22 protein-coding genes are annotated in these 25,336 nt (G+C 61.1%); 11 read left to right on the forward strand and 11 right to left on the reverse strand.

Annotated features, from left to right (window positions below; all coding sequences use genetic code 11):
• Positions 1-2: 2 nt before the first annotated feature.
• The 11 genes from KW849_RS15085 to KW849_RS15135 form a co-directional block, all read right to left on the reverse strand.
• On the reverse strand, positions 3-293 hold the full coding sequence (locus KW849_RS15085) for a type II toxin-antitoxin system RelE/ParE family toxin (RefSeq protein ID WP_218430119.1): 291 nt from the start codon (positions 291-293) through the stop codon (positions 3-5).
• Positions 271-519: a CopG family ribbon-helix-helix protein gene (locus KW849_RS15090; RefSeq protein ID WP_150728218.1), complete on the reverse strand. Its 249-nt coding sequence runs from the start codon at positions 517-519 to the stop codon at positions 271-273. The genes KW849_RS15085 and KW849_RS15090 overlap by 23 nt, the downstream gene beginning before the upstream one ends.
• 295 nt (positions 520-814) lie before the next feature.
• Positions 815-1,321: a Bro-N domain-containing protein gene (locus KW849_RS15095; RefSeq protein WP_218430120.1), complete on the reverse strand. Its 507-nt coding sequence runs from the start codon at positions 1,319-1,321 to the stop codon at positions 815-817.
• Positions 1,322-1,727: 406 nt separating this feature from the next.
• Entirely contained in the window at positions 1,728-3,212 is a 1,485-nt protein-coding gene (locus KW849_RS15100; protein WP_218430121.1) for an APC family permease, read from the reverse strand.
• Between the two features lie 289 nt (positions 3,213-3,501).
• A complete protein-coding gene (locus tag KW849_RS15105; RefSeq protein ID WP_218430122.1) occupies positions 3,502-4,926 on the reverse strand; it encodes a gamma-aminobutyraldehyde dehydrogenase in 1,425 nt (474 codons plus the stop codon).
• A gap of 171 nt (positions 4,927-5,097) precedes the next feature.
• A complete protein-coding gene (locus KW849_RS15110; RefSeq protein ID WP_218430123.1) occupies positions 5,098-5,922 on the reverse strand; it encodes an ABC transporter permease in 825 nt (274 codons plus the stop codon).
• On the reverse strand, positions 5,912-6,859 hold the full coding sequence (locus KW849_RS15115; protein ID WP_218430124.1) for an ABC transporter permease: 948 nt from the start codon (positions 6,857-6,859) through the stop codon (positions 5,912-5,914). The genes KW849_RS15110 and KW849_RS15115 overlap by 11 nt, the downstream gene beginning before the upstream one ends.
• A 1-nt stretch (position 6,860) precedes the next feature.
• Positions 6,861-7,898 (reverse strand): ABC transporter ATP-binding protein, encoded by a 1,038-nt coding sequence (locus KW849_RS15120; RefSeq protein ID WP_218430125.1) that lies wholly within the window; start codon positions 7,896-7,898, stop codon positions 6,861-6,863.
• 183 nt (positions 7,899-8,081) lie between these two features.
• On the reverse strand, positions 8,082-9,233 hold the full coding sequence (ydcS, locus tag KW849_RS15125; RefSeq protein WP_218430126.1) for a putative ABC transporter substrate-binding protein YdcS: 1,152 nt from the start codon (positions 9,231-9,233) through the stop codon (positions 8,082-8,084).
• An 84-nt stretch (positions 9,234-9,317) separates the two neighbouring features.
• The gene (locus tag KW849_RS15130; protein ID WP_218430127.1) at positions 9,318-10,817 is read right to left on the reverse strand and encodes a gamma-aminobutyraldehyde dehydrogenase; all 1,500 of its coding nucleotides are present in this window, start codon (positions 10,815-10,817) and stop codon (positions 9,318-9,320) included.
• A 105-nt stretch (positions 10,818-10,922) separates the two neighbouring features.
• A complete protein-coding gene (locus tag KW849_RS15135; protein WP_007975056.1) occupies positions 10,923-11,837 on the reverse strand; it encodes a LysR family transcriptional regulator in 915 nt (304 codons plus the stop codon).
• Positions 11,838-12,031: 194 nt separating this feature from the next.
• On the opposite strand from KW849_RS15135, the gene KW849_RS15140 reads away from it, so the two are divergent.
• The 11 genes from KW849_RS15140 to KW849_RS15190 all read left to right on the forward strand — a co-directional run bounded on the left by KW849_RS15140 (position 12,032) and on the right by KW849_RS15190 (position 25,198).
• Complete coding sequence (locus KW849_RS15140) at positions 12,032-12,724, forward strand: tellurite resistance TerB family protein (protein WP_218430128.1); 693 nt, start codon at positions 12,032-12,034, stop codon at positions 12,722-12,724.
• A gap of 301 nt (positions 12,725-13,025) precedes the next feature.
• Entirely contained in the window at positions 13,026-14,648 is a 1,623-nt protein-coding gene (locus KW849_RS15145; protein WP_218430129.1) for a methyl-accepting chemotaxis protein, read from the forward strand.
• Positions 14,648-15,184, forward strand: coding sequence for a chemotaxis protein CheW (locus tag KW849_RS15150; RefSeq protein ID WP_218430130.1), 537 nt, complete (start codon positions 14,648-14,650; stop codon positions 15,182-15,184). Before KW849_RS15145 ends, KW849_RS15150 begins: the two co-directional genes overlap by 1 nt.
• On the forward strand, positions 15,181-16,452 hold the full coding sequence (locus KW849_RS15155; RefSeq protein ID WP_218430131.1) for a protein-glutamate O-methyltransferase CheR: 1,272 nt from the start codon (positions 15,181-15,183) through the stop codon (positions 16,450-16,452). Before KW849_RS15150 ends, KW849_RS15155 begins: the two co-directional genes overlap by 4 nt.
• Complete coding sequence (locus KW849_RS15160) at positions 16,449-17,129, forward strand: chemotaxis protein CheW (protein WP_218430133.1); 681 nt, start codon at positions 16,449-16,451, stop codon at positions 17,127-17,129. The genes KW849_RS15155 and KW849_RS15160 overlap by 4 nt, the downstream gene beginning before the upstream one ends.
• Positions 17,126-19,405: a hybrid sensor histidine kinase/response regulator gene (locus KW849_RS15165; protein ID WP_218430134.1), complete on the forward strand. Its 2,280-nt coding sequence runs from the start codon at positions 17,126-17,128 to the stop codon at positions 19,403-19,405. Before KW849_RS15160 ends, KW849_RS15165 begins: the two co-directional genes overlap by 4 nt.
• Entirely contained in the window at positions 19,402-20,412 is a 1,011-nt protein-coding gene (locus tag KW849_RS15170) for a chemotaxis response regulator protein-glutamate methylesterase (protein WP_218430135.1), read from the forward strand. The genes KW849_RS15165 and KW849_RS15170 overlap by 4 nt, the downstream gene beginning before the upstream one ends.
• A 48-nt stretch (positions 20,413-20,460) precedes the next feature.
• Positions 20,461-21,462: a PleD family two-component system response regulator gene (locus tag KW849_RS15175; RefSeq protein WP_218430137.1), complete on the forward strand. Its 1,002-nt coding sequence runs from the start codon at positions 20,461-20,463 to the stop codon at positions 21,460-21,462.
• 207 nt (positions 21,463-21,669) lie between these two features.
• Positions 21,670-22,765, forward strand: a protein-coding gene (gene prfB / locus KW849_RS15180) for a peptide chain release factor 2 (protein ID WP_115947770.1) whose coding sequence is annotated in 2 segments (ribosomal slippage) — positions 21,670-21,741 and positions 21,743-22,765 — 1,095 coding nt in all. Because the reading frame shifts where the segments join, the coding sequence is not laid out codon by codon here.
• A gap of 114 nt (positions 22,766-22,879) precedes the next feature.
• A complete protein-coding gene (gene lysS / locus KW849_RS15185) occupies positions 22,880-24,382 on the forward strand; it encodes a lysine--tRNA ligase (protein WP_057716207.1) in 1,503 nt (500 codons plus the stop codon).
• A 99-nt stretch (positions 24,383-24,481) separates the two neighbouring features.
• Positions 24,482-25,198 carry a TetR family transcriptional regulator gene (locus KW849_RS15190; protein WP_218430138.1) on the forward strand — a complete coding sequence of 239 codons (717 nt, stop codon included), beginning with the start codon at positions 24,482-24,484 and terminating at the stop codon, positions 25,196-25,198.
• Positions 25,199-25,336: the final 138 nt, after the last annotated feature.

A 25,336-nucleotide genomic window follows, 5' to 3' on the forward strand; every position in this document is an offset into this window, starting at 1 on the left:
TTCTACCAATCTTGCGAGCGCTCCATTCGCTGATGGAGCACTCGCAAAACTTGAATTTTTCCTTGAGAAAATCGGTAAGGAGCAATGAATGGATAACGATCAAGAACCAGCTCTCGTACATCTGGCATGACGGAAGGTCTGCCTGAGCCAGGAAACACTTCCAGTTGTTTGAAGGACTGCAAAATCGTCGAGATGATCTTCATGGCGGCGTCTGCGCCTGCGGTCTCTCGGTAGTGTTCGTGGATATTGTCGAGGTCGCTTTCCGCTTTTTCAGTCAGTACTACGTTCGGCACGTTTTTCCCACTTAGCCTTCACGGCGTCCAGATCGGTGAGTTTCCCAGCATCGGCATCGGCTATACCCTCGCTGATGGCTTGCAGATGCCAAGACTCAGCTTCCACATATCGAACCAGTGCTCGCTTGAGGTGATATTGACGATCGCGATCAGTGGCTGCTGCCAATTGATCCAGTTGTTGAGCCAGAAGCTCTTCGACGCGAAAAGATAGAACGGGCGAGGCCATGACGGCTTTCCTCAATGTGTATACGCTGTAAACCACGTAAACACCCTAGGTTGTACCGTGATGTTCGTCAACCCTCACCACGTGCTGGGTAAAAGACACTCTAGCCAGTGATACCGCAGTGTACGGTGGGGAAATGTTGCGAGTGATTGCCTTGTAAGCAGATTGTCCACAGGCATTGGGGCGAACGCTGTTATCGACTCACCTTTCATGCCTCTCCTGAAGCGGCGATACCGTGGTCATACGGCAAACGGCGCAGACTGTAGCGTCCGCCCCGTTTTCATTAAGGGCTCAAGACTCAGCGGCAGGTGCCCGCAACCGGATAGGGTCGCTGCACCTGCATCAACTCAGGCATGTCTCGCCACTTGATCCACGCGTGATGTTGGTAATGCAGCAAGGGCACCGAGACTCCGGCCCAATTCAGAGAACTCAGGCTTGGCAGGTTTTCTACAGGCGCTGAATTCGCATCACGCAGCGAGGGTATGACTTCGTTGCTCAGCCATTGGCGCAGGTTGCGGTTTTCCGGGACGAAGTGGTGGACCAGCAAGGCGTACATGCCTGATTCGCTGACCATCAGGGTTTCGACCGTTTTGCCGTCCTTGCGCATCCAGACGCTGCGACGTTGGTCGGGATCGAGTTTCAGGGTGAGCCGTTCATTGAGGGGTTTGCCCATCAGGCGCCCAAGGTCCTGAACACAGAACCAAGCTTGGTTGTCTTGCATGAAAGCGTGGAGGAAGCGGTTGTGGCGGGTGAAGACGGTGGGATCGAAATAGGGAAGAGGCGAGCTTTGAGTATGCATTGGCATGGCGTGATTTCCGTTTTGGCTTGGAAAGTCGCCACCAACCCTCCGACAGGTTGGGTGGCGGACCGAGCGGCGTTCGAAGTCGGGACACTTCCAAGTCAAAACGGAAGCCGAAAGGCCCGCGCCACACGGCCCGCCATAATGCAGAACTGAAGGCATAAAACAGCCACAGTTCTATGGGGGCACACGAGCACCGTTTTGACTTGATCCGGCTTCGACTCCGGGCCGCTGATTTGGCAGCGACGGAACAAAGCCTATCGATCAGGCGCTCGCGGCGCCAAGTCTACTCTGGGGACGCTTGTTGTAGGAATCGAGGGTTTTTCATGAAGGCTGTATCTGTAGGAATTTTCTGTTTTTGCGCTGGACAAAACTCGCCCCGAGATCGCACTTGATCCCGGGGCGATTTTCATTAGTGACCAACCTTCCAAGCATCCCCCGCAGGCGCCGTGCCGTGGTCATACGGCTTGGCGATCCACATGTAGAGCAGGCCCAGACCAATCACGATGGCGGTACTCAGCACCATCGCGTAATTGATGTACCAGGCGGCGTCCGGCGTACGTGGCCAGGCCATGTTGATGATGGCGCCGACGCCGTAGACCAGCGCGCCGATGTTCACCGCCCAGCCCCAGGCGCCGAGGGTGAATTTGCCGCTCGGTTTCCAGCCCTTCATGCGGGCGTAAAGGGCCGCGAGCACGATCATCTGAAACGCCAGGTAGATGCCGATGGCCGCGAAGCTGACGATGGTGGCTACCGCGTCTTGCAGGAAGAAGCCGAGGATGATGATCAGTGCCGGCAGGACGCCGGACACGAACAGTGCGGCAACGGGTACCTGAGTCGTAGGGGAAATCTTTTTCAGCAGTCGGCTGCCGATGACCATTTCATCACGGGCGTAGGAATACAGCAGACGACTGGCCGCCGCTTGCAGGCTGATCACGCAGGAGATGAAGGAAATCATCACTACGCCCATCACTACTTTCGAACCCACCGGGCCGAAGGCGTTGTTGAGGATGGTGGTGACTGGATCCTTGTCGGTACCGTTGATCACCGCTTGCATGTCCGGCACGGCCAGGATCAGCGCCAGGCAGGCGAACATCGCCGCGATGCCGCCGATGTAGATGGTCATGCGCATGGCCACCGGGATCTGCTTGCTCGGGTTCGGGGTTTCTTCGGCCACGTCGCCGCAGGCCTCGAAGCCGTAGTACAGGAACATCCCCGCCAGCGAAGCGGTGAGGAACGCTGGCAGGTACGAGCCGTCGACACTGATATCAAAGGTGTTGAACAGCACGCTGATCGGTTGATGACGCTCGAAAATCAGCAGGTAAACGCCAACGATGACTGCGCCGACCAGCTCGCAGAGGAAGCCGAACATGGCGATCCGCGCCAGCACCTTGGTGCCGCTGAGGTTGACCAGGGTGGCGAACAGCGTCAGGAACAGGGCGATGATGATGTTGGTGTTGTTGCTCGGTTCAAAGCCCATCATGGCGGCGAGGTACGGACCGGCACCCACCGCCACGGCAGCGATGGTCACGCACAGGGCGATGGAGTAGATCCAGCCGACCATCCACGCCCAGCGCTTGCCCACCAGACGGCGGGCCCATGGGTACACGCCGCCGGAAATCGGGAACTGCGAAACCACTTCGCCGAAGATCAGGCACACCAGCAACTGGCCGCAACCGACCAGCAAGTAAGCCCAGAACATCGGTGGCCCGCCCGCGGCCAGGCACAAGCCGAACAGGGTATAGACCCCGACGACCGGGGACAGGTAGGTGAAGCCCAGCGCGAAGTTTTCCCACAGGCTCATGCTGCGATTGAAGTTGGAGGTGTAACCCAGTTTGCGTAGTTGCTCGGCATCGCTGTCGGCAAGGGCTGCAGAGAGTTCGGGTAATGCACTCATGTGTGTTTGCTCCGGAAAATCGGCAGATTTCGGATGTCCGAAACCGTGACGGGGCCTTGAGGGCGCCGCCCGGTTCGGTGGTTATTGTTTTGTCTTCTTTGGGGTGGAGCCTGGTGGTGCGTACTGCCGGTTTCTGCCTTGAAACCGTGGTGACACGTTCGCTGTAGGAGCGAGCTTGCTCGCGAAAAACCTGAGGACACCGCGGGGCGTCAGGATCCCCGTGTCATCGTTGACGTCCATCGTCGGAACGCCGCCCGGAGCAAGCTCGCTCCTACAGGCGATGCGTTTCTTAGTGCTTGAACATCACATGCCGTACGACGGTGTAGTCCTCCAGCCCGTACATGGACATGTCCTTGCCATAACCGGACAGTTTCTGACCTCCGTGGGGCATTTCGCTGACCAGCATGAAGTGCGTGTTGACCCAGGTGCAGCCGTACTGCAAGCGGGCCGACAGGCGATGGGCGCGGCCGACGTCGGCGGTCCACACGGAAGAGGCCAGGCCGTAGTCCGAATCGTTGGCCCAGCCCAGCACCTGTGCTTCATCGCTGAATCTGGTCACCGACACCACTGGCCCGAACACTTCGCGACGGACGATTTCGTCGTCCTGCTGCGCGTCGGCCAGTACGGTCGGTTCGAAGAAGTAACCGTCGCCTTCGACAGCTTTACCGCCAGTGATCAAACGAATGTGTGGCTGGGCGATGGCGCGTTCGACGAAACCGGTCACGCGGTCGCGGTGTTGCGCGGTGATCAGCGGGCCGAGTTCGGTCGAGGGATCATCCTGCAAGCCGTACTTGATGCTGCTGACTGCCGCGCCGAGTTTCTCCACGAACTTGTCGTAGATGCCTGCCTGGGCATAGATGCGGCAGGCGGCGGTGCAGTCTTGCCCTGCGTTGTAGAAACCGAAGGTGCGGATGCCTTCGACGGCGGCGTCGATGTCGGCATCGTCGAAGATGATCACCGGGGCCTTGCCGCCCAGTTCCATGTGCATGCGTTTGACGCTGTCGGCGGTGCTGGAAATGATGTTCGAACCGGTGGCGATCGAACCCGTCAGCGACACCATGCGCACTTTCGGGTGGGTCACCAGCGGGCTGCCGACGGTAGGACCACGGCCGAACACCAGGTTGAGCACGCCGGCCGGGAAGATGTCCGACGCCAGTTCGGCCAGGCGCAGGGCGGTCAGTGGAGTCTGTTCCGACGGTTTGAGCACCACGGTGTTACCGGCGGCCAGGGCCGGGGCGATTTTCCAGGCGACCATCATCAGCGGGTAGTTCCACGGCGCGATGGAGGCGATCACGCCCACTGGGTCGCGACGGATCATCGAGGTGTGACCCGGCAGGTACTCGCCACCGGCCGATCCGCTCATGCAGCGGCTGGCACCGGCGAAGAAACGGAACACGTCGGCAATCGCCGGGATCTCGTCGTTCAGCGCGGCGCTGTAGGGCTTGCCGCAGTTGTCTGATTCCAGTTTGGCCAGCTCTTCGCCATGGGCCTCGATGGCATCGGCGAGTTTGAGCAGCAGCAGCGAACGTGCTTTCGGCGGGGTCTGCGACCAGCTGTCGAACGCGGCGTCGGCGGCGCGCACGGCGGCATCGACCTGGGCCTCGCTGGCTTCGTTGATTTCCACCAGCACGCGCCCCAGCGCCGGGTTGAACACCGGTTGGGCGGGGCCTTCGCCGCCTTGCAGTTGGCCGTTGATCAAGAGTTTGGTTTGCATGGCATTGTCCTCATTGACTCTATTATTTTTCTGCTGAAACGTTGCCCCTGTAGGAGCGAGCTTGCTCGCGATGGACGTGAACGATGACGCGTTCAGTCTGGTTAAGCGCGGTGTGTTTGAAATCATCGCGAGCTCGCTCCTACAGGGGATCGGGTTCCTCCAGTTATTCGGTTACTTACCGCCACTTCCAGCCACGCTCTCACCACCCCGGGTCAGGTAATAGGCACCAAGAATCGGCAGCATGGTCACGATCATCACCAGCATCGCCACGACGTTGGTTACCGGCACGTCCCGTGGGCGGCTGAGCTGATTGAGCAGCCACAACGGCAGGGTGCGTTCATGGCCGGCGGTGAAGGTGGTGACGATGATTTCGTCGAACGACAGGGCAAACGCCAGCATGCCGCCGGCCAGTAACGCCGAGCCGAGGTTCGGCAGGATGATGTAGCGGAAGGTCTGCCAGCCGTCGGCGCCAAGGTCCATCGAGGCTTCGATCAAGCTGTGGGAGGTACGACGCAAGCGGGCGATGACGTTGTTGTAGACGATCACCACACAGAAGGTCGCGTGGCCGACGATGATGGTGAACATCCCCGGTTCGATTCCCAGCGTCTTGAAGGTCGCCAGCAGCGCGATACCGGTGATGATCCCCGGCAGGGCAATCGGCAGGATCAGCATCAGCGAGATGCCTTGCTTGCCGAAGAAGTCCCGGCGGTACAACGCGGCGGATGCCAGCGTGCCGAGGACCATGGCGATCAGGGTGGCAATCGAGGCGATCTGCAACGACAGCTTGATCGCTTCCAGCACGTCCGGCCGCGAGAACGCCACGCCGATCCACTTCCAGGTGAAACCCTTGGGCGGGAAGCTGAACGCCGCGTCTTCGGTGTTGAAGGCGTACAGGAATATGATCAGGATCGGGAAGTGCAGAAACACCAGCCCGCCCCACGCTGCGATTTTCAGGCCTATTGAGGCCTGCCCCTGTGATGAAGAGTCAGAGTGCATCGAAGGCCCCCAGTCGTTTGACGATGGACAGGTAGATGGCGATCAGCACGATCGGCACCAGGGTGAAGGCGGCGGCCATCGGCATGTTGCCGATCGCGCCTTGCTGGGCATACACCATGCTGCCGACGAAGTAGCCGGGCGGGCCCACCAGTTGCGGCACGATGAAGTCGCCCAGGGTCAGCGAGAAGGTGAAGATGGAGCCTGCGGCAATGCCCGGGATCGACAGCGGCAGGATCACTTGCATGAAGGTCTGGCGTGGCCTGGCGCCCAGGTCGGCGGAGGCTTGCAGTAGCGACGGCGGCAGGCGCTCCAGCGAGGCCTGGATCGGCAGGATCATAAACGGCAGCCAGATGTAGACGAACACCATGAAGCGTCCCAGGTGCGAGGTCGACAAGGTACTGCCGCCAACCCCCGGAATGCCCAGCACGAACTGCAGGACCGGTTCCAGCCCCAGGTGCTGCACGAACCACTGCGCCACGCCACCCTTTGCCAGCAGCAGCGTCCAGGCGTACGCCTTGACGATGTAACTGGCCCACATCGGCATCATCACCGCGATGTAGAAAAACGCCTTGGTCTTGCCGGTGGTGTAGCGCGCCATGTAGTAGGCAATCGGGAACGCGACGATGGCGCTGGCCATCGACACGACGACTGCCATGCCCAGGGTGCGCAGGATGATGTCGAAGTTCGATGGCTGGAACAGCGCGGTGAAGTTGGCCAGGGTCAGGTCGGGGGTGACCGCCATGGTGAAGTCATCGAAGGTGTAGAAACCTTGCCACAGCAGCACCAGCAATGAGCCCAGGTAGATCGCGCCGAACCACAGCAGCGGTGGCACCAGCAGCATCGACAGGTACAGGTTTGGCCGGCGATACAGCAGGTTGGAGAACCGGCGCAACGGCGAGCCGCCCGACTGGGTTTGAGAGATAGCCAGGGTGTTCATTTCACACCCCGCCCGCAACGGTGTCGTGCAATGCAATCATGGCTTCACGCGCCCAGCGTGCACTGATGCGCTGGCCGGTCTGGTGTTGTGCGCTGGTGTCCTGCCATTGGTTGTTGGCCTTGCTGATGTTCAGGGTCTGGCCGTTTTCCAGTTTCAGCTCGTAGCGGGTGGCACTGCCTTGGTACTGGATATCGTGGAGCAAGCCAGTGACTTCGATTTCGTGGCTGGCCAGCGGGCCTTCGGCGAAACGCACATGCTCCGGGCGAATCGAGAACGGCTGCGGATTGCCGCTGAGCTGCCTGGCCAGGTCGCCGCGAATCACGTTGGAAGTGCCAACGAATTCCGCCACGAAGGTGGTGGTCGGTTTCATGTACAGGTTGCGCGGGCTATCGACTTGTTCGATGCGCCCCTTGTTGAACACCGCCACGCGGTCGGACATCGACAGTGCTTCGGTCTGGTCGTGGGTGACGAAGATGAATGTGATGCCGAGCTGGCGTTGCAGCTTTTTCAGCTCGCCCTGCATTTGCTCGCGTAGTTTCAGGTCGAGGGCACCGAGGGGTTCGTCGAGCAGCAGCACTCGTGGACGGTTGACCAGGGCGCGGGCCAGGGCTACACGCTGGCGCTGGCCGCCGGAGAGCTGCACCGGCTTGCGCTCGCCGTAGCCACCGAGGGCGACCATCTCCAGGGATTCTTCGGCGCGCTTGAGGCGCTCGGCCTTGCCGATGCCTTTAACCTTCAAGCCGTAGGCGACGTTGTCGCGAACGTTCATGTGCGGGAACAGCGCGTAATCCTGGAACACGGTGTTCACGTCACGATGATACGGTGGCAGGCCGGCGGCCTCTTCGCCATGAATCCGGATGGAACCTGCGCTCGGTTGTTCAAAACCGGCGATCAGGCGCAAACAGGTGGTTTTGCCCGAGCCGGATGGCCCCAGCATGGAGAAGAACTCGCCGTCCTGGATGTCGATGGAAACCCGGTCTACGGCTTTCACTTCGCCGAACTGACGGGAGACGTTGGTGAACTGGACTGCAAGCGTCATGGTGCGGTGCTCCAAAAAGACGAAGGCCGTCGCAGCGACCCTGCCTGGACTTCTGAAAAACGGGGATTCTGTTGTAGGAGCGAGCTTGCTCGCGAAAAACGCCCGGTCGACACGTTCATTCAGGATGCCCGCGCGATCGTTAACGACCATCGCGAGCAAGCTCGCTCCTACAGGGGGGCTGCTTTAACGACCGCCCATGATCGCGATGTAATCCTGGGTCCAGCGGCTGTACGGCACGAACTTGCCGCCTTCAGCCTGCGGGGTTTTCCAGAAGGCGATCTTGTCGAACTGATCGAAACCGTTGGTCTTGCAGCCTTCGGCGCCGAGCAGTTCGCTCTCCTTGCACGCCGCCGGAACCGCTGGCAGCGAGCCGAACCATGCCGCTACGTCGCCCTGGACTTTCGGTTGCAGCGACCAGTCCATCCACTTGTAGGCGCAGTTCGGGTGCTTGGCTTCGGCGTGCATCATGGTGGTGTCGGCCCAACCGGTGGCGCCTTCTTTCGGGATGGTCGAGGCGATCGGCTGCTTCTCGTTCATCAGGCCGTTGACCTGATACGGCCACGCGCCGGAGGCGACCACGCCTTCGTTCTTGAAGTCGCTCATCTGTACCGTGGTGTCGTGCCAGTAGCGGTGGATCAACGGCTGTTGGGCGCGCAACAGGTCGAGCACGGCCTTGTACTGGGCTTCGGTCAGTTCGTAGGGGCTCTGGATGCCCAGTTCCGGCTTGGCGGTCTTCAGGTACAGCGCCGCGTCGGCGATATAGATCGGGCCGTCATAGGCCTGCACGCGGCCCTTGTTCGGCTCGCCGTCCGGCAGGTTTTGCGCATTGAACAGCACGCCCCAGCTGGTGGGCGCGGTCTTGAACACATTGGTGTTGTACATCAACACGTTCGGACCCCACTGATACGGGGCGCCGTAGGTCTGCTTGTTGACCACGTACCAGGGTCCATCCTTGAGGCGCGGGTCGAGGTTTTTCCAGTTCGGGATCAACGCGGTGTTGATCGGCTGCACACGCTTGCCGACGATCAGGCGCAGAGAGGCATCGCCGGACGCCGTCACCAGGTCGTAACCGCCCTTGGCCATCAGGCTGACCATTTCATCGGAGGTGGCGGCGGTCTTGACGTTGACCTTGCAGCCGGTTTCCTTCTCGAAGCCGGTCACCCAGTCGTAGGCCTTGTCGCTCTCGCCACGTTCGATGTAGCCAGGCCAGGCCACTATATCCAGTTGGCCTTCGCCCGCCCCGACAGCTTTGAGCGGCTCGGCGGCCTGGACGCTGGCGCTGGCGAGCAGTGCGGTGGTGATTGCACTGAGCAGTGCGGTCTTGTGCACGAACATGGGAATTCCCTCTTCTTTAATTATGGTCGGGGCAGTGTTTTGAACGTGGCGAAGCATGCCGTTGGTGGCTTGTTATTAGCGTAGTCAGAGATGTTCGCCATGGCGGGCCATGATGTGCCGCACCACGCTGTAGTCCTGGAGTGAATCGCTGGACAGGTCTTTGCCGTAGCCCGAACGTTTCAGGCCGCCATGGGGCATTTCGCTGACCAGCATGAAATGGCTGTTGATCCAGGTGCAGCCGTACTGCAAGCGCGCCGCGACCTGCATGGCCTTGTCGAGGTTCTGGGTCCAGACCGACGAAGCCAGGCCGTATTCCGAATCGTTGGCCCAGTCCACCGCTTGTTCCAGTCCGTCGAAACGGGTCACGGTGACCACCGGCCCGAACACTTCGCGCTGGACGATTTCATCGCCTTGTTTGCAGCCGGCCAACAGGGTCGGCTGGTAATAGAATCCGGCGCCGGAATGCACGGCTGCGCCGGTCACCCGCTCGATGTGCTGCTGGCCGAGTGCGCGTTCGACAAAACTGGCCACGCGGTCGCGCTGGCGGGTGCTGATCAGCGGGCCGATTTCGTTGTCGGCGTCGCGTTTGCCGGCGAAGCGCAGGCTGCTGACGGCCGCGCCGAGCTCGGCGACCAAACGGTCATGAATCCCGGCCTGGGCATAAATCCGGCAGGCGGCGGTGCAATCCTGGCCAGCGTTGTAATAGCCGTAAGTGCGCACGCCTTCGACCACGGCCTGAATGTCGGCATCGTTGCAGACGATCACCGGGGCCTTGCCGCCGAGTTCGAGGTGGGTGCGTTTGAGGGTTTTGGCGGCGGCTTGAAGAATTTTCTGGCCAGTGACGATATCGCCGGTCAGCGACACCATGCGCACTTTAGGGTGGCTCACCAGGTGGCTGCCGACGCCTTCGCCACCACCGCAAACGATGTTGATCACACCCCGTGGCAGGATCTCGGCCAGCGCTGGCGCCAGGGCCAGGATCGACAGCGGCGTGTGTTCCGACGGCTTGAACACCAGGGTGTTGCCGGCGGCGAGGGCCGGGGCGATTTTCCATGCGGCCATCATGATCGGGTAGTTCCACGGCGCAATCGACGCCACGACCCCGATAGGATCGCGGCGCACCATGCTGGTGTAGCCCGGCAGGTATTCGCCGCTGAGCTGGCCGGTCTGGCAACGCACGGCACCGGCGAAGAAGCGGAACACGTCGACCGTGGCATTCAGGTCATCCTGACGGGCCAGGTGCAACGGTTTGCCGCAGTTCATGGATTCGAGGCGGGCCAGCAGGTCGGCGTTTTTTTCGATGGCGTTGGCGATCTCCAGCAGCAGGTTCGAGCGTTGCTGTGGCGTGGTGCGCGACCACCCGGCAAAGGCTCGGTGGGCGGCGAGGATCGCGGCTTCGACTTGCTCGGTGCTGGCTTCGGCGATCCGGGTCAGGACTTCCCCGGTGGCGGGGTTGAGAATCGGCTCGACGCAGCCTTGACCGGCGACTAATTCACCATCGATCAACAATGCGGTGAACAACGGGGTCTGCGCGCCAGCCATTTTTCGGGTTCTCTTTTTTTGTGTGGATTGTTGTGTAGACATGGCAGCGCTCCCTGTGACTGGGGCCCGGCCGTCTTTATTGGATGCAACAAGACTAGAGCGCGGACCCGAGGTCGACAAATTCTAAATACTGAAGGTGGCGTTCGATTAAATAGATGGCTTGCGCCCGCCGTGGGGTTGTTCGCGGGCGACCGTGAGGAACGGGTCGACCAGCGCTGGCCGCGCGGTGCCGCGACGCCAGGCCAGGCCGACATCCAGGGTCTGGCTGAGGTCGGCAATCGGCCGGGCTTCAATGATGTCGCCCTCCAGTGACCACGGGCGATAGGTCATGTCGGGCTGGATCGACACGCCCAGTCCGGCGGCCACCAGGCTTCGCACCGCTTCGGTCGAGGCCGTGCGCAGGGTGATGCGCGGTTGCAGCGAGGCTGCCGACCACATGCGCTGGGCATTGCGGTCCATTTCATCGACGTTCAGCTGAATCAATGGCTCGCGGGCCACGTCGGCGAGGTTGATGCTGTCGTGCTCCAGCAACGGGTGTTGGGCCGGCAGCCATAGACGGTGCGGCGAGTGGGTCAGCACTTCGGTCTGCAGGGCGTGGCGGTCTTCGAGGTTGGACAGGATCAGCACACCGACATCGATCTCGCCGCTGACCAGCAAATGCTCGATGTACGGGCGTTCGTCCTCCATCACGCGGATTTCCACGTTGGGGTAGGCACGCTGGAAACGGGTGAGCAAATCCGCCAGGTAATAACCGGCGACCAGACTGGTCACGCCGACGATCAACTGCCCGGCGACCTGGTCGGTGCTCTGTTGCAGGCTGCGCTTGGCGTTATCCACGGTGGCCAGGATCAAGTGCGCCTGGCGCAGGAATTGATGCCCCTGGTGGGTCAGGGTCATGCCCTTGGCGTGGCGGCTGAACAGGCTGACGCCGATTTCCTCTTCCAGTTGCTGGATCGCCAGGGTCAGGGTCGACTGGGAAATGAACGCGGTTTGCGCGGCGGCCGAGATCGAGCCGGTCTCGGCCACGGCGATGAAATGACGGATCTGACGCAAGGTCATCATGGGAAAGCACCCGGTGGGCTGTTTTTATCGATTGGCCAGAGTGTATATCTTTTTTTCTGATGGGCCGGGCCAGGCGGCAATGCGCGGATCGAGGCAATGCAACATCTGGAAGCACTCTCGCCCCCGGCGCGTGGGCACTTTCGTTTTAGGCTGGTGGCCTTGGTTTCAGGTTAAACGTCTTGTGGAGGTGGCAAATGAACACCCGTGGATTGCTCGATCAACTACTCAAGTCCGGCCAGGACCTGTTGCAGAACAAGGCCGGTGGCTCACCGCAAAAGGGCGCGAGCGGTGGCACCGGTGCCCTCGGCGGTTTGCTCAGCGGCGCGAGCGGCGGAGCATTGGCGGCAGGCGCCATGGGTTTGCTGCTCGGCAGCAAAAAGGCCCGTAAAGTCGGGGGCAAGGTCGCGGTCTGCGGCGGTCTCGCCGCGTTGGGCGTGCTGGCCTATAAGGCCTACGGAAACTGGCAGGCGCAGCAGGGCGGCGCGGCCGCTACGGAGCCGCAAACCCTGGACCGCGTACCGGCCGCGCAAGTGGAGTCGCACAGTCAGGCGATTCTCAGGGCGCTGGTGGCTGCGGCCAAGGCTGACGGTCATGTCGATGAGCGTGAGCGAGCCTTGATCGAAGGCGAATTCAGCCGGCTCGACAGCGACCAGGAACTGCAACGCTGGCTGCACGCCGAGCTCAACAAGCCGCTGGACCCGAGCGATGTCGCCCGCGCCGCCCACTCCCCGGAAATCGCCGCCGAAATGTACATCGCCAGCGTGATGATGGTGGACGAGGAAAACTTCATGGAGAAGGCCTACCTCGATGAGCTGGCGCGGCAGCTCGAGCTGGAGCCGGGGTTGAAAGCCGAGCTTGAGAAGCAGGTTCGCCAGGCTTCCCTGTAAGGTCCTGTAAAGATCGCAGCCTGCGGCAGCTCCTACATTGGATCGGTGTTCACTTGTAGGAGCTGCCGCAGGCTGCGATCTTTTGATCTTTGAAGCAGTACTCAATCCCCCAATGACCATTCCACCGCCCCTTTCTACCGAATCACCCCTATCACCTATCCCCCAATTAACGGACAGTCCCAACCCAGAGCCCATCCCGCCTTTTTTCAACGGGATGCGAAGTGGCGCGCATCCGTCTTATAAATGAAACATCGCCCTCGGCTATACTCCCCGCATTTCGAACCGGCCCCGAGGAATGACTGTGAAGAACTGGACGTTGCGCCAACGCATTTTGGCGAGCTTTGCGGTAATTATCGCCATCATGTTGCTGATGGTGGTCGTCTCGTATTCCCGGCTGTTGACGATTGAAAACAGCGAGGCCAGCGTGCGTGAGGACGCTCTGCCAGGGGTGTATTACAGTTCGATGATTCGTGGCGCGTGGTCCGACAGTTATGTACGCATTCAGGCCATGCTCGGCCTGGAGGAAGGGCAGGGCTTCACTGCCGAGGATGCCGCGAACTTCAAGGGCTTCGCTGAGCGGTTGAAGGAGCAGATGGACCTCTACCGTGCAACGATGGCCGACGAAGAAGACAGGGTCGATTACGCAGCGTTCGAAAAACTTCATGAGGACTACCACCGGATTCTGGCCGCGGTGATCGAGTTGCATAAACGCAACCAGAACGCCGAGGCCGTCAACATGTTCAACGGTGAGCTGACCCCGACCTGGATAGCGGGTCGAATGAAGGTCAATGACATCCTGCAGCATAACAAGACCGTGGCGGACACAGAGATCGCGGCCATTGATGATGCGGTGGTCACCGCCAAAGCCATCATGGGCATTTCCCTGGTGATCGCGGTATTGGCCGCCGCCCTCTGCGGCCTGTTGTTGATGCGCGCCATCATGGCGCCGATGAACCGCATCGTGAAAATCCTCGAAATCATGCGCACTGGCGACCTCAGCAGCCGCCTGAATCTGGAGCGCAAGGACGAGTTCGGCGCGGTAGAGACCGGATTCAACGACATGATGACCGAGCTGACGTCTCTGGTGTCCCAGGCCCAGCGTTCGTCGGTGCAGGTGACCACGTCGGTCACTGAAATTGCTGCCACCTCCAAGCAGCAACAAGCCACCGCCACTGAAACCGCTGCGACCACCACGGAAATCGGCGCGACCTCCCGTGAGATCGCCGCCACTTCACGGGATCTGGTGCGCACCATGACCGAGGTCTCCACCGCCGCCGATCAGGCTTCCGTGGCCGCCGGCTCCGGGCAACAGGGTCTGGCGCGCATGGAGGAAACCATGCACTCGGTGATGGGCGCGGCCGATCTGGTCAACGCCAAACTGGCGATCCTCAACGAGAAGGCCGGCAATATCAATCAGGTGGTGGTGACTATCGTCAAGGTCGCCGACCAGACCAACCTGCTGTCGCTCAACGCCGCCATCGAGGCCGAGAAGGCCGGGGAATACGGGCGCGGTTTTGCCGTGGTCGCCACCGAAGTGCGGCGCCTGGCGGACCAGACGGCGGTGGCTACCTATGACATCGAACAAATGGTGCGCGAGATCCAGTCGGCGGTGTCGGCCGGGGTGATGGGCATGGACAAGTTCTCCGAGGAAGTGCGTCGCGGCATGTCTGAGGTGCAGCAGGTCGGCGAGCAGTTGTCGCAGATCATCCATCAGGTTCAGGCGCTGGCGCCGCGGGTGCTGATGGTCAACGAAGGCATGCAGGCCCAGGCCACCGGTGCCGAGCAGATCAACCATGCGCTGGTGCAGTTGGGCGATGCCAGCAGCCAGACCGTCGAGTCTCTGCGTCAGGCCAGTTTCGCCATCGATGAGCTGAGCCAGGTGGCCGTCGGGCTGCGCAGCGGCGTTTCGCGATTCAAAGTCTGATGAGCGAAATCACGGCCAAACGCTCTGTTGTGAAGCAGGCGCTGCATGCATTGTTTCTGGTGTTCCGCATCGGCAGCGAGCGCTATGCGTTGCAAGCCGTCGAGGTGGTGGAAGTGCTGCCGCGCCTGCCCTTGAAGCCCATTCCCCATGTCCCCGCCTGGGTCGCCGGGGTGTTCGCCTATCGGGGCGCCGTGGTGCCGGTGATCGACTTGAGCGCACTGACGTTCGGTACGCCTGCACAGGCCCGTACCAGCACGCGACTGGTGCTGGTCAACTATCGCCCGGATGAAACTGCCGAAGCACAGCTGCTCGGATTGATTCTGGAACAGGCGACCGACACCTTGCGCTGCGATCCAGCGGATTTTCAGCCCTACGGCCTGGAAAATCGGCACACGCCTTACCTCGGGCCGGTGCGCAAGGACGAGCAGGGCTTGCTGCAATGGGTACGGGTCAGTGATCTACTGGACGAACAGGTCCGCGCCTTGTTGTTCCCCTCACCGCCACTGGATCCGGCGCTGCTGGAGGAGCGGTCATGAGCAGCGATCAGCGCTTTTTCGACTTCCTCAAAGAGCGTATCGGACTCGACGTGACCTCGGTGGGGCCGGCAATCATCGAGCGAGCGGTACGCCAGCGCAGCATCGCTGCGCAAGCACCCTCGGCCGATGAATACTGGCGCATCTTGCAGGACTCGCGGGACGAACAGCAGGCGTTGATCGAAGCGGTGATCGTTCCGGAAACCTGGTTCTTTCGGTATCCGGAATCCTTCGCCACCCTGGCGAAGCTGGCGAGCAAACGTCTGGCCGAGATCAATAACTTGCGCGCACTGCGGATTCTCAGTCTGCCGTGCTCTACCGGTGAAGAACCCTATTCCATAGCCATGGTGTTGCTCGATGCCGGGCTCAAGCCACACCAGTTCAAGGTCGACGGCATGGACGTCAGCCCATTGTCAGTGGAAAAAGCCCGGCGGGCGTTGTATGGCAAGAATTCCTTTCGGGGTGATGACATTGCGTTTCGCGACCGTCATTTCATCAATGAAGGCGAGAGCTATCGCCTCGATCAGAGGGTGCTTGAGCAAGTGCGTTTGCAGGTCGGCAATCTGCTGGATCCGGCGTTGCTGGCTGGCGAATCGCCATTCGATTTCGTGTTTTGCCGCAACTTGCTGATCTATTTCGACCAGCCGACCCAGAAACAAGTCTTCGAAGTGCTCAAGCGCCTGACCCACGTTGACGGCGTGCTGTTTATCGGTCCGGCCGAAGGCGGTCTGCTGGGGCGTTTGGGAATGCGCTCGATCGGTATCGCGCAGTCCTTCGCGTTCAGTCGACAGGGGACGCCGGCCCCTGATCCTTTGCCGGCATTCGTTCCAGCGCCATTGCCTGTGCCACAACCGTTGCGCAATCCACCGCCTGTGCCAGTGCGCAGTCGTCCATTCGCCAGTGTTGTGCCGCTGGCTTCTGTGCCGAAAACGTCTGACACCGATACGGCCGTGCTGCTGGCGAACATTGCCGCGCAGGCCAATGCAGGCAAAAGTGCCGAGGCGAGGGCTGCTTGTGAAAGCTATTTGCGCAGTCATGAGCCGGTAGCCCAGGTGTTCTATTGGCTGGGACTGCTCAGCGATGTAGCCGGAAACGTCCTCGAAGCCCAGGGCTTTTATCGCAAGGCGTTGTACCTCGAACCGCAACATCCCGAAGCGTTGATGCACCTGGCCGCATTGCTGCAGGCCCAGGGCGACGTGGTGGGGGCCAGACGATTGCAGGTACGTGCCGCCCGTAGCGCACGCACCACCGACAGTGAGCGTAAACGATGATCGCCTCCGACACCTTTAGCGTCACCCGGGATGCCCAGGCCATCGACGACTGCTGGAACCGCATCGGTATCCACGGTGACAAGTCCTGCTCATTGCTGGTCGAGCATATTCACTGCCGCAATTGTGCGGTGTATTCGGCGGCCGCCACACGCTTGCTCGATCGCTATGCGTTGCAGCAAGAGGATCGCGGGCCAGTGTCCGTCACGGTCGAGAGCGAGGTGAAAACCCGCTCGTTGTTGATGTTCCGTCTGGGTGAAGAATGGTTGGGCCTGACCACGCGCAGTCTGGTCGAGGTGGCGCCGCTGCAGGCGATTCACTCCTTGCCGCACCAGCGCTCCCGGGCCTTGCTCGGCGTAGCGAATGTGCGCGGCGCGTTGGTTGCCTGTCTGTCATTGGTGGAGCTGCTCGGCCTCGACGGCACCAGCAACGTCGCACCCGGTGTGCGGGTCATGCCGCGCATGCTGATCATCGCGGCCCATGGCGGGCCAGTGGTGGTGTCGGTGGACGAAGTCGACGGGATTCACGCCATCGATGAGCGCATCCTCGATACCGCATCGCGCTCGGGTGCTCAGGCCAGCGCCAAATACACCCGTGGCGTGTTGCAATTCAAAGGTCGCAGCCTGCGTTGGCTGGATGAAGAACAGCTGCTGTCCGCCGTGACCCGGAGCCTCACATGACCCCCGAGCAAATGCGCGACGCCTCTTTGCTGGAGCTGTTCAGCCTGGAGGCCGAAGCCCAGACCCTGGTCTTGAGTGTCGGCCTGCTGGCGCTTGAGCGCGACCCGACCCTGGCCGATCAACTTGAATCGTGCATGCGTGCGGCGCACTCACTCAAGGGGGCGGCGCGGATCGTTGGCGTCGATGCCGGGGTCAGCGTTGCCCATGTGATGGAAGATTGCCTGGTCAGTGCCCAGGAAGGGCGCCTGGTGCTGCGTCCGGGGCACATCGATGCGTTGTTGCAAGGCACCGATTTGCTGATGCGCATTGCCACGCCAGGCAGCACGCCGGGGGACGCGGACATCGACGCTTATGTGGCATTGATGGCGCGGTTACTGGACCCGACGGTGCCGTTGATCGCGCCAGCAGAACCGCTGATGGCCGAACTTCAACTCGAAGCACCCGCGCCCAGGGTCGAGTCGCCGGCGCCTGCCGACGAACCGTCATCGGCGCCAGCTCCGCGCAAGACCACACGCACCACCGAAAACGGCGAACGTGTGCTGCGTGTCACCGCCGAGCGGCTGAACAGCCTGCTCGATCTGTCGAGCAAATCCCTGGTGGAAACCCTGCGGCTCAAACCGCACCTTGCGACCATGCAGCGCCTCAAGCGCATGCAGAGCAACAGTCTGCGTGCACTGGAGAGTCTCAACGTGCATCTCAAGGATCATGCCTTGAGCCTGGAGGCTCGGGAAGCCCTTGAGGATGCGCGCCGCTTGCTCGCGCAATCCCAGCAACTGCTCATGGAAAAGAACACCGAACTCGATGAGTTCGCCTGGCATGCCGGCCAGCGGGCACAGGTGTTATACGACACGGCGCTGGCCTGTCGCATGCGGCCGTTTGCCGATGTGCTGACCGGTCAGGTGCGTATGGTCCGTGATCTGGGGCGCGATCTGGGCAAACAGGTGCGACTGGAGATTGAAGGCGAGAAGACTCAGGTTGATCGCGATGTGCTGGAAAAGCTCGAAGCGCCACTGACTCACTTGTTGCGCAATGCGGTCGACCACGGCATCGAAACCCCGGAACAACGCCTGCTGGCGGGCAAGCCGGCTGAAGGTTTGATTCGCCTGCGCGCGTCCCATCAGGCCGGTTTGCTGGTGCTTGAATTGAGCGATGACGGCAATGGCGTGGACCTGGAAAAGGTCCGTCGCAGCATCGTTGAACGAAGTTTGTCGCCCGCGCAAACGGCCGCTCAGTTGAGCGAAGATGAGTTGCTGACGTTCCTGTTCCTGCCCGGTTTCAGTTTGCGCGACACGGTCACCGAGGTGTCCGGTCGCGGCGTCGGCCTGGATGCGGTGCAGCACATGGTCCGGCAGTTGCGCGGCGCGGTGGTGCTGGAGCAGACGGCGGGCGAGGGCAGTCGTTTCCACCTCGAGGTACCGCTGACCCTGTCGGTGGTGCGCAGCCTCGTGGTGGAGGTCGGCGACGAAGCCTATGCCTTCCCGCTGGCGCATATCGAGCGCATGTGCGATCTGGAACCGGCGGATATCGTGCAGGTCGAAGGCCGTCAGCATTTCTGGCACGAAGGCCGGCATGTCGGGTTGGTGGCGGCCAGTCAGTTGCTGCAACGGCCGGCCAGCCAGAACAGCGGGCAAACCCTGAAAGTCGTGGTGATTCGCGAGCGCGATGCGATCTACGGCGTGGCAGTGGAACGGTTTATAGGTGAGCGGACATTGGTGGTGTTGCCGCTGGATGAGCGTCTGGGCAAGGTGCAGGACATTTCCGCCGGGGCCTTGCTCGACGACGGTTCGGTGGTGCTGATCGTCGATGTCGAAGACATGCTGCGCTCGGTGGATAAATTGCTCAACACCGGGCGTCTGGAGCGCATTGCCCGTCGCAGCGATCAGGTGGTCGAGGCGGCCCGCAAACGAATTCTGGTGGTGGATGATTCCCTGACCGTGCGTGAGTTGCAGCGCAAGCTGTTGCTCAATCGCGGCTACGACGTGACGGTTGCGGTGGACGGCATGGACGGCTGGAACGCGCTGCGTTCGGAGGATTTCGATCTGCTGATCACCGACATCGATATGCCGCGCATGGACGGCATCGAACTGGTCACGCTGCTGCGTCGGGACAACCGCCTGCAATCGCTGCCGGTGATGGTGGTGTCCTACAAGGATCGTGAAGAGGACCGGCGCCGTGGACTGGATGCCGGGGCCGACTATTATCTAGCCAAGGCCAGTTTTCATGACGACGCCTTGCTCGATGCAGTGGTCGAGCTCATCGGAGGAGCACGAGCATGAGGATCGCAATCGTCAATGACATGCCCATGGCGGTGGAGGCCCTGCGCCGCGCCCTGGCATTCGAGCCGGCCCACAAGGTGGTCTGGGTCGCCGGCAATGGTGCCGAGGCGGTGCGCCAGTGTGCGCAGGACACGCCGGACCTGATTCTGATGGACCTGATCATGCCGGTGATGGATGGCGTCGAGGCCACGCGGCGGATTATGGCCGAGACCCCATGTGCCATCGTCATCGTTACCGTGGATCGCCAGCAGAACGTGCATCGTGTGTTCGAGGCCATGGGCCACGGTGCGCTGGACGTGGTCGACACCCCGGCCATCGGCACCGGCAATGCCCAGGAAGCGGCCGCGCCGTTGTTGCGCAAGATCCTCAACATCGGCTGGCTGATCGGCGACAAGGGCAACCTCCCGCGTCCGACGCCGGCACCGTTGCGCAGTTCGGGCTCACGCCAGCGCCTGATCGCCATTGGCTCATCCGCCGGCGGGCCGGCAGCGCTGGAAGTCTTGCTCAAGGGACTGCCGAACAATTTTTCTCCGGCCATCGTGCTGGTGCAACACGTTGACCAGGTGTTTGCTGCCGGCATGGCTGAATGGCTCAGCAGCGCCAGCGGCCTCAACGTGCGCCTGGCCGAGGAAGGCGAACCGCCGCAAAGCGGCACGGTATTGCTGGCCGGCACCAATCACCATATTCGCTTGCTGAAAAACGGCACGCTGGCCTACACCGCCGAACCGGTCAACGAGATCTACCGACCCTCCATCGATGTGTTCTTCGAGAGCGTGGCCAGTTACTGGAACGGTGACGCCGTGGGGGTTTTGCTCACCGGCATGGGGCGTGATGGCGCCCAGGGGCTTAAACTCATGCGCCAACAGGGCTTCCTGACCATCGCACAAGACCAACGCAGCAGTGCGGTGTACGGCATGCCAAAGGCGGCCGCGGCCATCGACGCTGCCGTGGAGATTCGCCCGCTGGACAAGATAGCGCCACGATTGCTGGAGATTTTCGCCAAATGAGCACATTTGCCCTCATTCCTGGCTCAGGTAGTACTCAGGTGACCGCACATGACTGAATTACAGCTCGACGACTTCAAGACCGACGAAAACGCCGCCATGGTGTTGCTGGTGGACGATCAGGCCATGATCGGCGAAGCCGTGCGCCGCGGTTTGGCGAACGAAGAGAATATCGATTTCCACTTCTGCGCCGACCCGCACCAGGCCATCGCCCACGCGGTGCGCATCAAGCCAACGGTGATTCTTCAAGACCTGGTGATGCCGGGACTGGACGGTCTGAGCCTGGTACGTGAATACCGCAATCACCCGGCGACCAAGGACATTCCGATCATCGTCCTGTCGACCAAGGAAGACCCGTTGATCAAGAGCGCGGCCTTCGCGGCCGGGGCCAACGATTATCTGGTCAAGCTGCCGGACAACATCGAACTGGTCGCACGCATCCGCTATCACTCGCGCTCCTACATGACCCTACTGCAACGGGACGCGGCTTACCGCGCGTTGCGGGTCAGCCAGCAGCAGTTGCTCGACACCAATCTGGTGCTGCAACGCCTGATGAACTCCGATGGCCTGACCGGGTTGTCGAACCGTCGGCATTTCGATGAATACATGGAGCTGGAATGGCGCCGTTCGCTGCGCGAGCAAAGCCAGTTGTCGTTGCTGATGATCGATGTGGACTACTTCAAGGCCTATAACGACAGCTTCGGCCACCTGGAAGGCGATGAAGCCCTGCGCAAGGTCGCCACGGCGATCAAGGACGCCAGTGCCCGGCCTTCGGACCTGCCGGCCCGCTACGGCGGCGAAGAGTTCGCCCTGGTACTGCCCAACACTTCCCAGGGCGGTGCGCGGCTGGTGGCCGAAAAGCTGCGCCAGACCGTGGCCGCCCTGAAGATCCCGCATAACTCGCCGACCGAAGGTTCGAGCCTGACCATCAGTATCGGCCTGTCGACCATCACCCCGAAAGCAGGCAGCAACTGCCGCGACCTGATCCTGGCGGCGGACAAGGGGCTGTATTCGGCGAAGAACAATGGGCGTAATCAGGTGGGGGTCGGGTGAGCCGCATCTCCCTGTAGGAGCGAGCTTGCTCGCGAAAAACCCAAAGACGCCGCTGGGCATCTGGTTCTATGCGTCATCGTTAACGACCATCGCGAGCAGAGCTCGCTCCTACAGGGCGTGCCTTTTCAGCCAAGCGGACTGCCGTTGCCGACCGTTTCCCGGTATACTCGCCGGCTTTCAAAAGTTCGCCAACGAGTGCTGCCCGTCATGGAAATCAACCCGATCCTGAACACCATCAAGGACCTGTCCGAGCGCTCCGAAACTATTCGGGGGTATCTTTGACTACGATCAAAAGCATGAGCGTCTGACCGAGGTCAATCGCGAGCTTGAAGATCCGAGTGTCTGGAACAAACCTGAATACGCCCAGGAACTGGGCCGCGAGCGCGCTGCGCTGGCGCAGATCGTCGATACCCTCGACGAGCTGAACACCGGTCTGGCCGATTGCCGCGACCTGCTGGACATGGCCGTTGAAGAGAACGACGAAGGCGCAGTGGGCGATGTCGTCGCCGAGCTGGCCCGTCTCGAGGAAAACCTCGCCAAGCTTGAATTCCGCCGCATGTTCAGCCACGAAATGGACCCGAACAACGCCTACCTGGACATCCAGGCCGGTTCCGGCGGCACCGAAGCCCAGGACTGGGCCAATATCCTGCTGCGCATGTACCTGCGCTGGGCCGACAAACGCGGTTTCGACGCGACCATCATGGAGCTGTCGGCCGGTGAAGTCGCTGGCATCAAAGGCGCGACCGTGCACATCAAGGGCGAATACGCGTTTGGCTGGTTGCGGACCGAGATCGGCGTGCACCGTCTGGTGCGCAAGAGCCCGTTCGACTCTGGCAACCGTCGCCACACCTCGTTCTCCGCAGTGTTCGTCTCCCCAGAGATCGACGACAAGGTGGAAATCGAAATCAACCCGGCAGACCTGCGGATCGACACCTATCGTTCCTCCGGTGCCGGTGGTCAGCACGTAAACACCACCGACTCGGCCGTACGTATCACCCACGTACCGACCAATACCGTGGTCAGCTGCCAGAACGAACGTTCCCAGCACGCCAACAAAGACACCGCCATGAAAATGTTGCGGGCGCGCTTGTACGAGCAGGAAATACAGAAACGCAACGCGGCGTCCCAGGCGCTGGAAGACACCAAGTCCGATATCGGCTGGGGTCATCAGATCCGTTCGTACGTGCTCGATGCTTCGCGGATCAAGGATCTGCGCACCAACATCGAACGCAGCGACTGTGACAAGGTGCTCGATGGCGACATCGACGAATACCTGGAAGCGAGCCTGAAATCGGGCCTGTAAAAGACGCCAACACAAGATCGACTGATTCAACTCGATCCCTGTAGGAGCCAGCCTGCTGGCGATCCTCGGGCCGCAAGGCCCGGGGGCAACGAACCTGATGGAATACTTAAAGACATGAGCGACCTAGAACTCGACCCGCAAGCCCTGCAACAGGAAGAAAACTCCCTGATCGCCCTGCGCAAGGAAAAGCTTGCTGCCGAGCGCGCCAAGGGCAATGCCTTCCCCAACGACTTCCGCCGCGAAAACTACTGCGAGCAACTGCAGAAACAGTACGCGGACAAGACCAAGGAAGAGCTGGCAGAAGCGGCGATCCCGGTCAAGGTTGCCGGTCGCATCATGCTCAACCGTGGCTCGTTCATGGTGATCCAGGACATGACCGGGCGCATCCAGGTCTACGTCAACCGCAAGACCCTGTCCGAAGAAACCCTGGCCGCGGTGAAAACCTGGGACATGGGCGACATCATTGCAGCCGAAGGCACCCTGGCCCGTTCCGGCAAGGGCGACCTGTACGTTGAAATGACCAGCGTGCGCCTGCTGACCAAATCCCTGCGTCCGCTGCCGGACAAGCACCACGGTCTGACCGATACCGAACAGCGCTATCGCCAGCGCTACGTTGACCTGATCGTCAACGAAGACGTGCGCCAGACGTTCCGCGTGCGTTCGCAAGTCATCGCCCACATCCGCAGCTTCCTGATGAAGCGTGACTTCCTGGAAGTGGAAACGCCGATGCTGCAGACCATTCCGGGCGGCGCGGCAGCCAAGCCGTTCGAAACCCACCACAACGCGCTGGACATGGGCATGTTCCTGCGTATCGCGCCGGAGCTGTACCTCAAGCGCCTTGTTGTTGGCGGGTTCGAGAAAGTGTTCGAGATCAACCGCAACTTCCGTAACGAAGGCGTTTCGACTCGTCACAACCCTGAATTCACCATGTTGGAGTTCTACCAGGCCTACGCCGACTACGAAGACAACATGGACCTGACCGAAGAGCTGTTCCGCGAACTGGCGCAGCTGGTTCTGGGCAGCACCGACGTGCCGTACGGCGACAAGGTGTTCCACTTCGGCGAGCCGTTCGTGCGTCTGTCGGTGTTCGACTCGATCCTCAAGTACAACCCTGAGCTGACCGCCGATGATCTGAACGACATCGACAAGGCTCGCGCCATCGCCAAGAAAGCCGGCGCCAAGGTGCTGGGTTTCGAAGGCCTGGGCAAGTTGCAGGTGATGATTTTCGAAGAACTGGTCGAGCACAAGCTGGAGCAGCCGCACTTCATCACCCAGTACCCGTTCGAAGTGTCGCCGCTGGCTCGTCGCAACGACGACAACCCGAACGTCACCGACCGTTTCGAGCTGTTCATCGGTGGTCGTGAAATCGCCAACGCCTACTCCGAGTTGAACGACGCGGAAGACCAGGCCGAGCGCTTCATGGCCCAGGTGGCCGACAAGGACGCCGGCGACGACGAAGCCATGCACTACGACGCCGACTTCGTTCGTGCGCTGGAGTACGGCATGCCGCCAACGGCGGGTGAAGGCATCGGTATCGACCGTCTGGTGATGCTGCTGACCAACTCCCCATCGATCCGCGACGTGATCCTGTTCCCGCACATGCGGCCGCAAGCGTAAGTGTTTCAATTAAAAAGCCGCCTTTTCAGGCGGTTTTTTATTGCCTGTCTGGTACAAACGTATCAACTTGTTACTTTCATCTGAGAGGAAATACCTGTCGTGATTCGTGCAATAGCTCAAGAAGGTGCAGCGGGTGTCGCCACTGCGGTCGCTGAAAGTGTTCAGTACCAGGGCCGCAAGGCCAGCCGACAGGGCAGCGAGCAGCGACGACAGGAAATCCTGGATGCTGCCATGCGCATTGTCGTGCGCGATGGCGTGCGCGCCGTACGACACCGCGCGGTGGCCGCCGAGGCGCAAGTGCCGTTGTCGGCGACCACTTACTATTTCAAGGATATCGATGACTTGCTCACCGATACCTTCGCCCAATACGTGGAACGCAGTGCGGCGTACATGGGCAAGCTGTGGGTGAACAACGAAGGTCTGTTGCGTGAAATGATCGACAGTGGCGATGGCAGCCCGCAGGCGCGCTCGAAACTGGCGGACGATATTGCACGGCTGATGACCGATTACGTTCATCGGCAACTGGTCAATCGCCGTGAACATTTGATGGCCGAGCAGGCGTTTCGCCAGGAAGCATTGCTCAACCCGCGCCTGGCCGAGCTGGTGCGCTCGCATCAGCAAATCCTCTTGCAGGGCTCTTGCCAGCTGTTCCAGGTGCTGGGCTCGCGCGAACCGCATCAGGATGCCAAGGTGTTGACGGCGATTATCGGCCGGATGGAATATCAAGGGCTGCTCAATGTAGACGAGCCTGCCGCCGAACAGGAAATGCTCGGCATTCTGACGCGCTACATGCATTTGGTGCTGGCGTCGGTGTAAGTCTATGGGTTGATACAACCCCTGTAGGAGCGAGCTTGCTCGCGAAGGCGCAATGTCAGGCAACATCGATGTCGATTGTCAGGGCGCTTTCGCTGGCAAGCCAGCTCCTACAAGGGGGAGGCGGTGGCCATTTGAGGT

Source organism: Pseudomonas sp. PDM26 (assembly GCF_019219185.1).
Taxonomy (GTDB): domain Bacteria; phylum Pseudomonadota; class Gammaproteobacteria; order Pseudomonadales; family Pseudomonadaceae; genus Aquipseudomonas.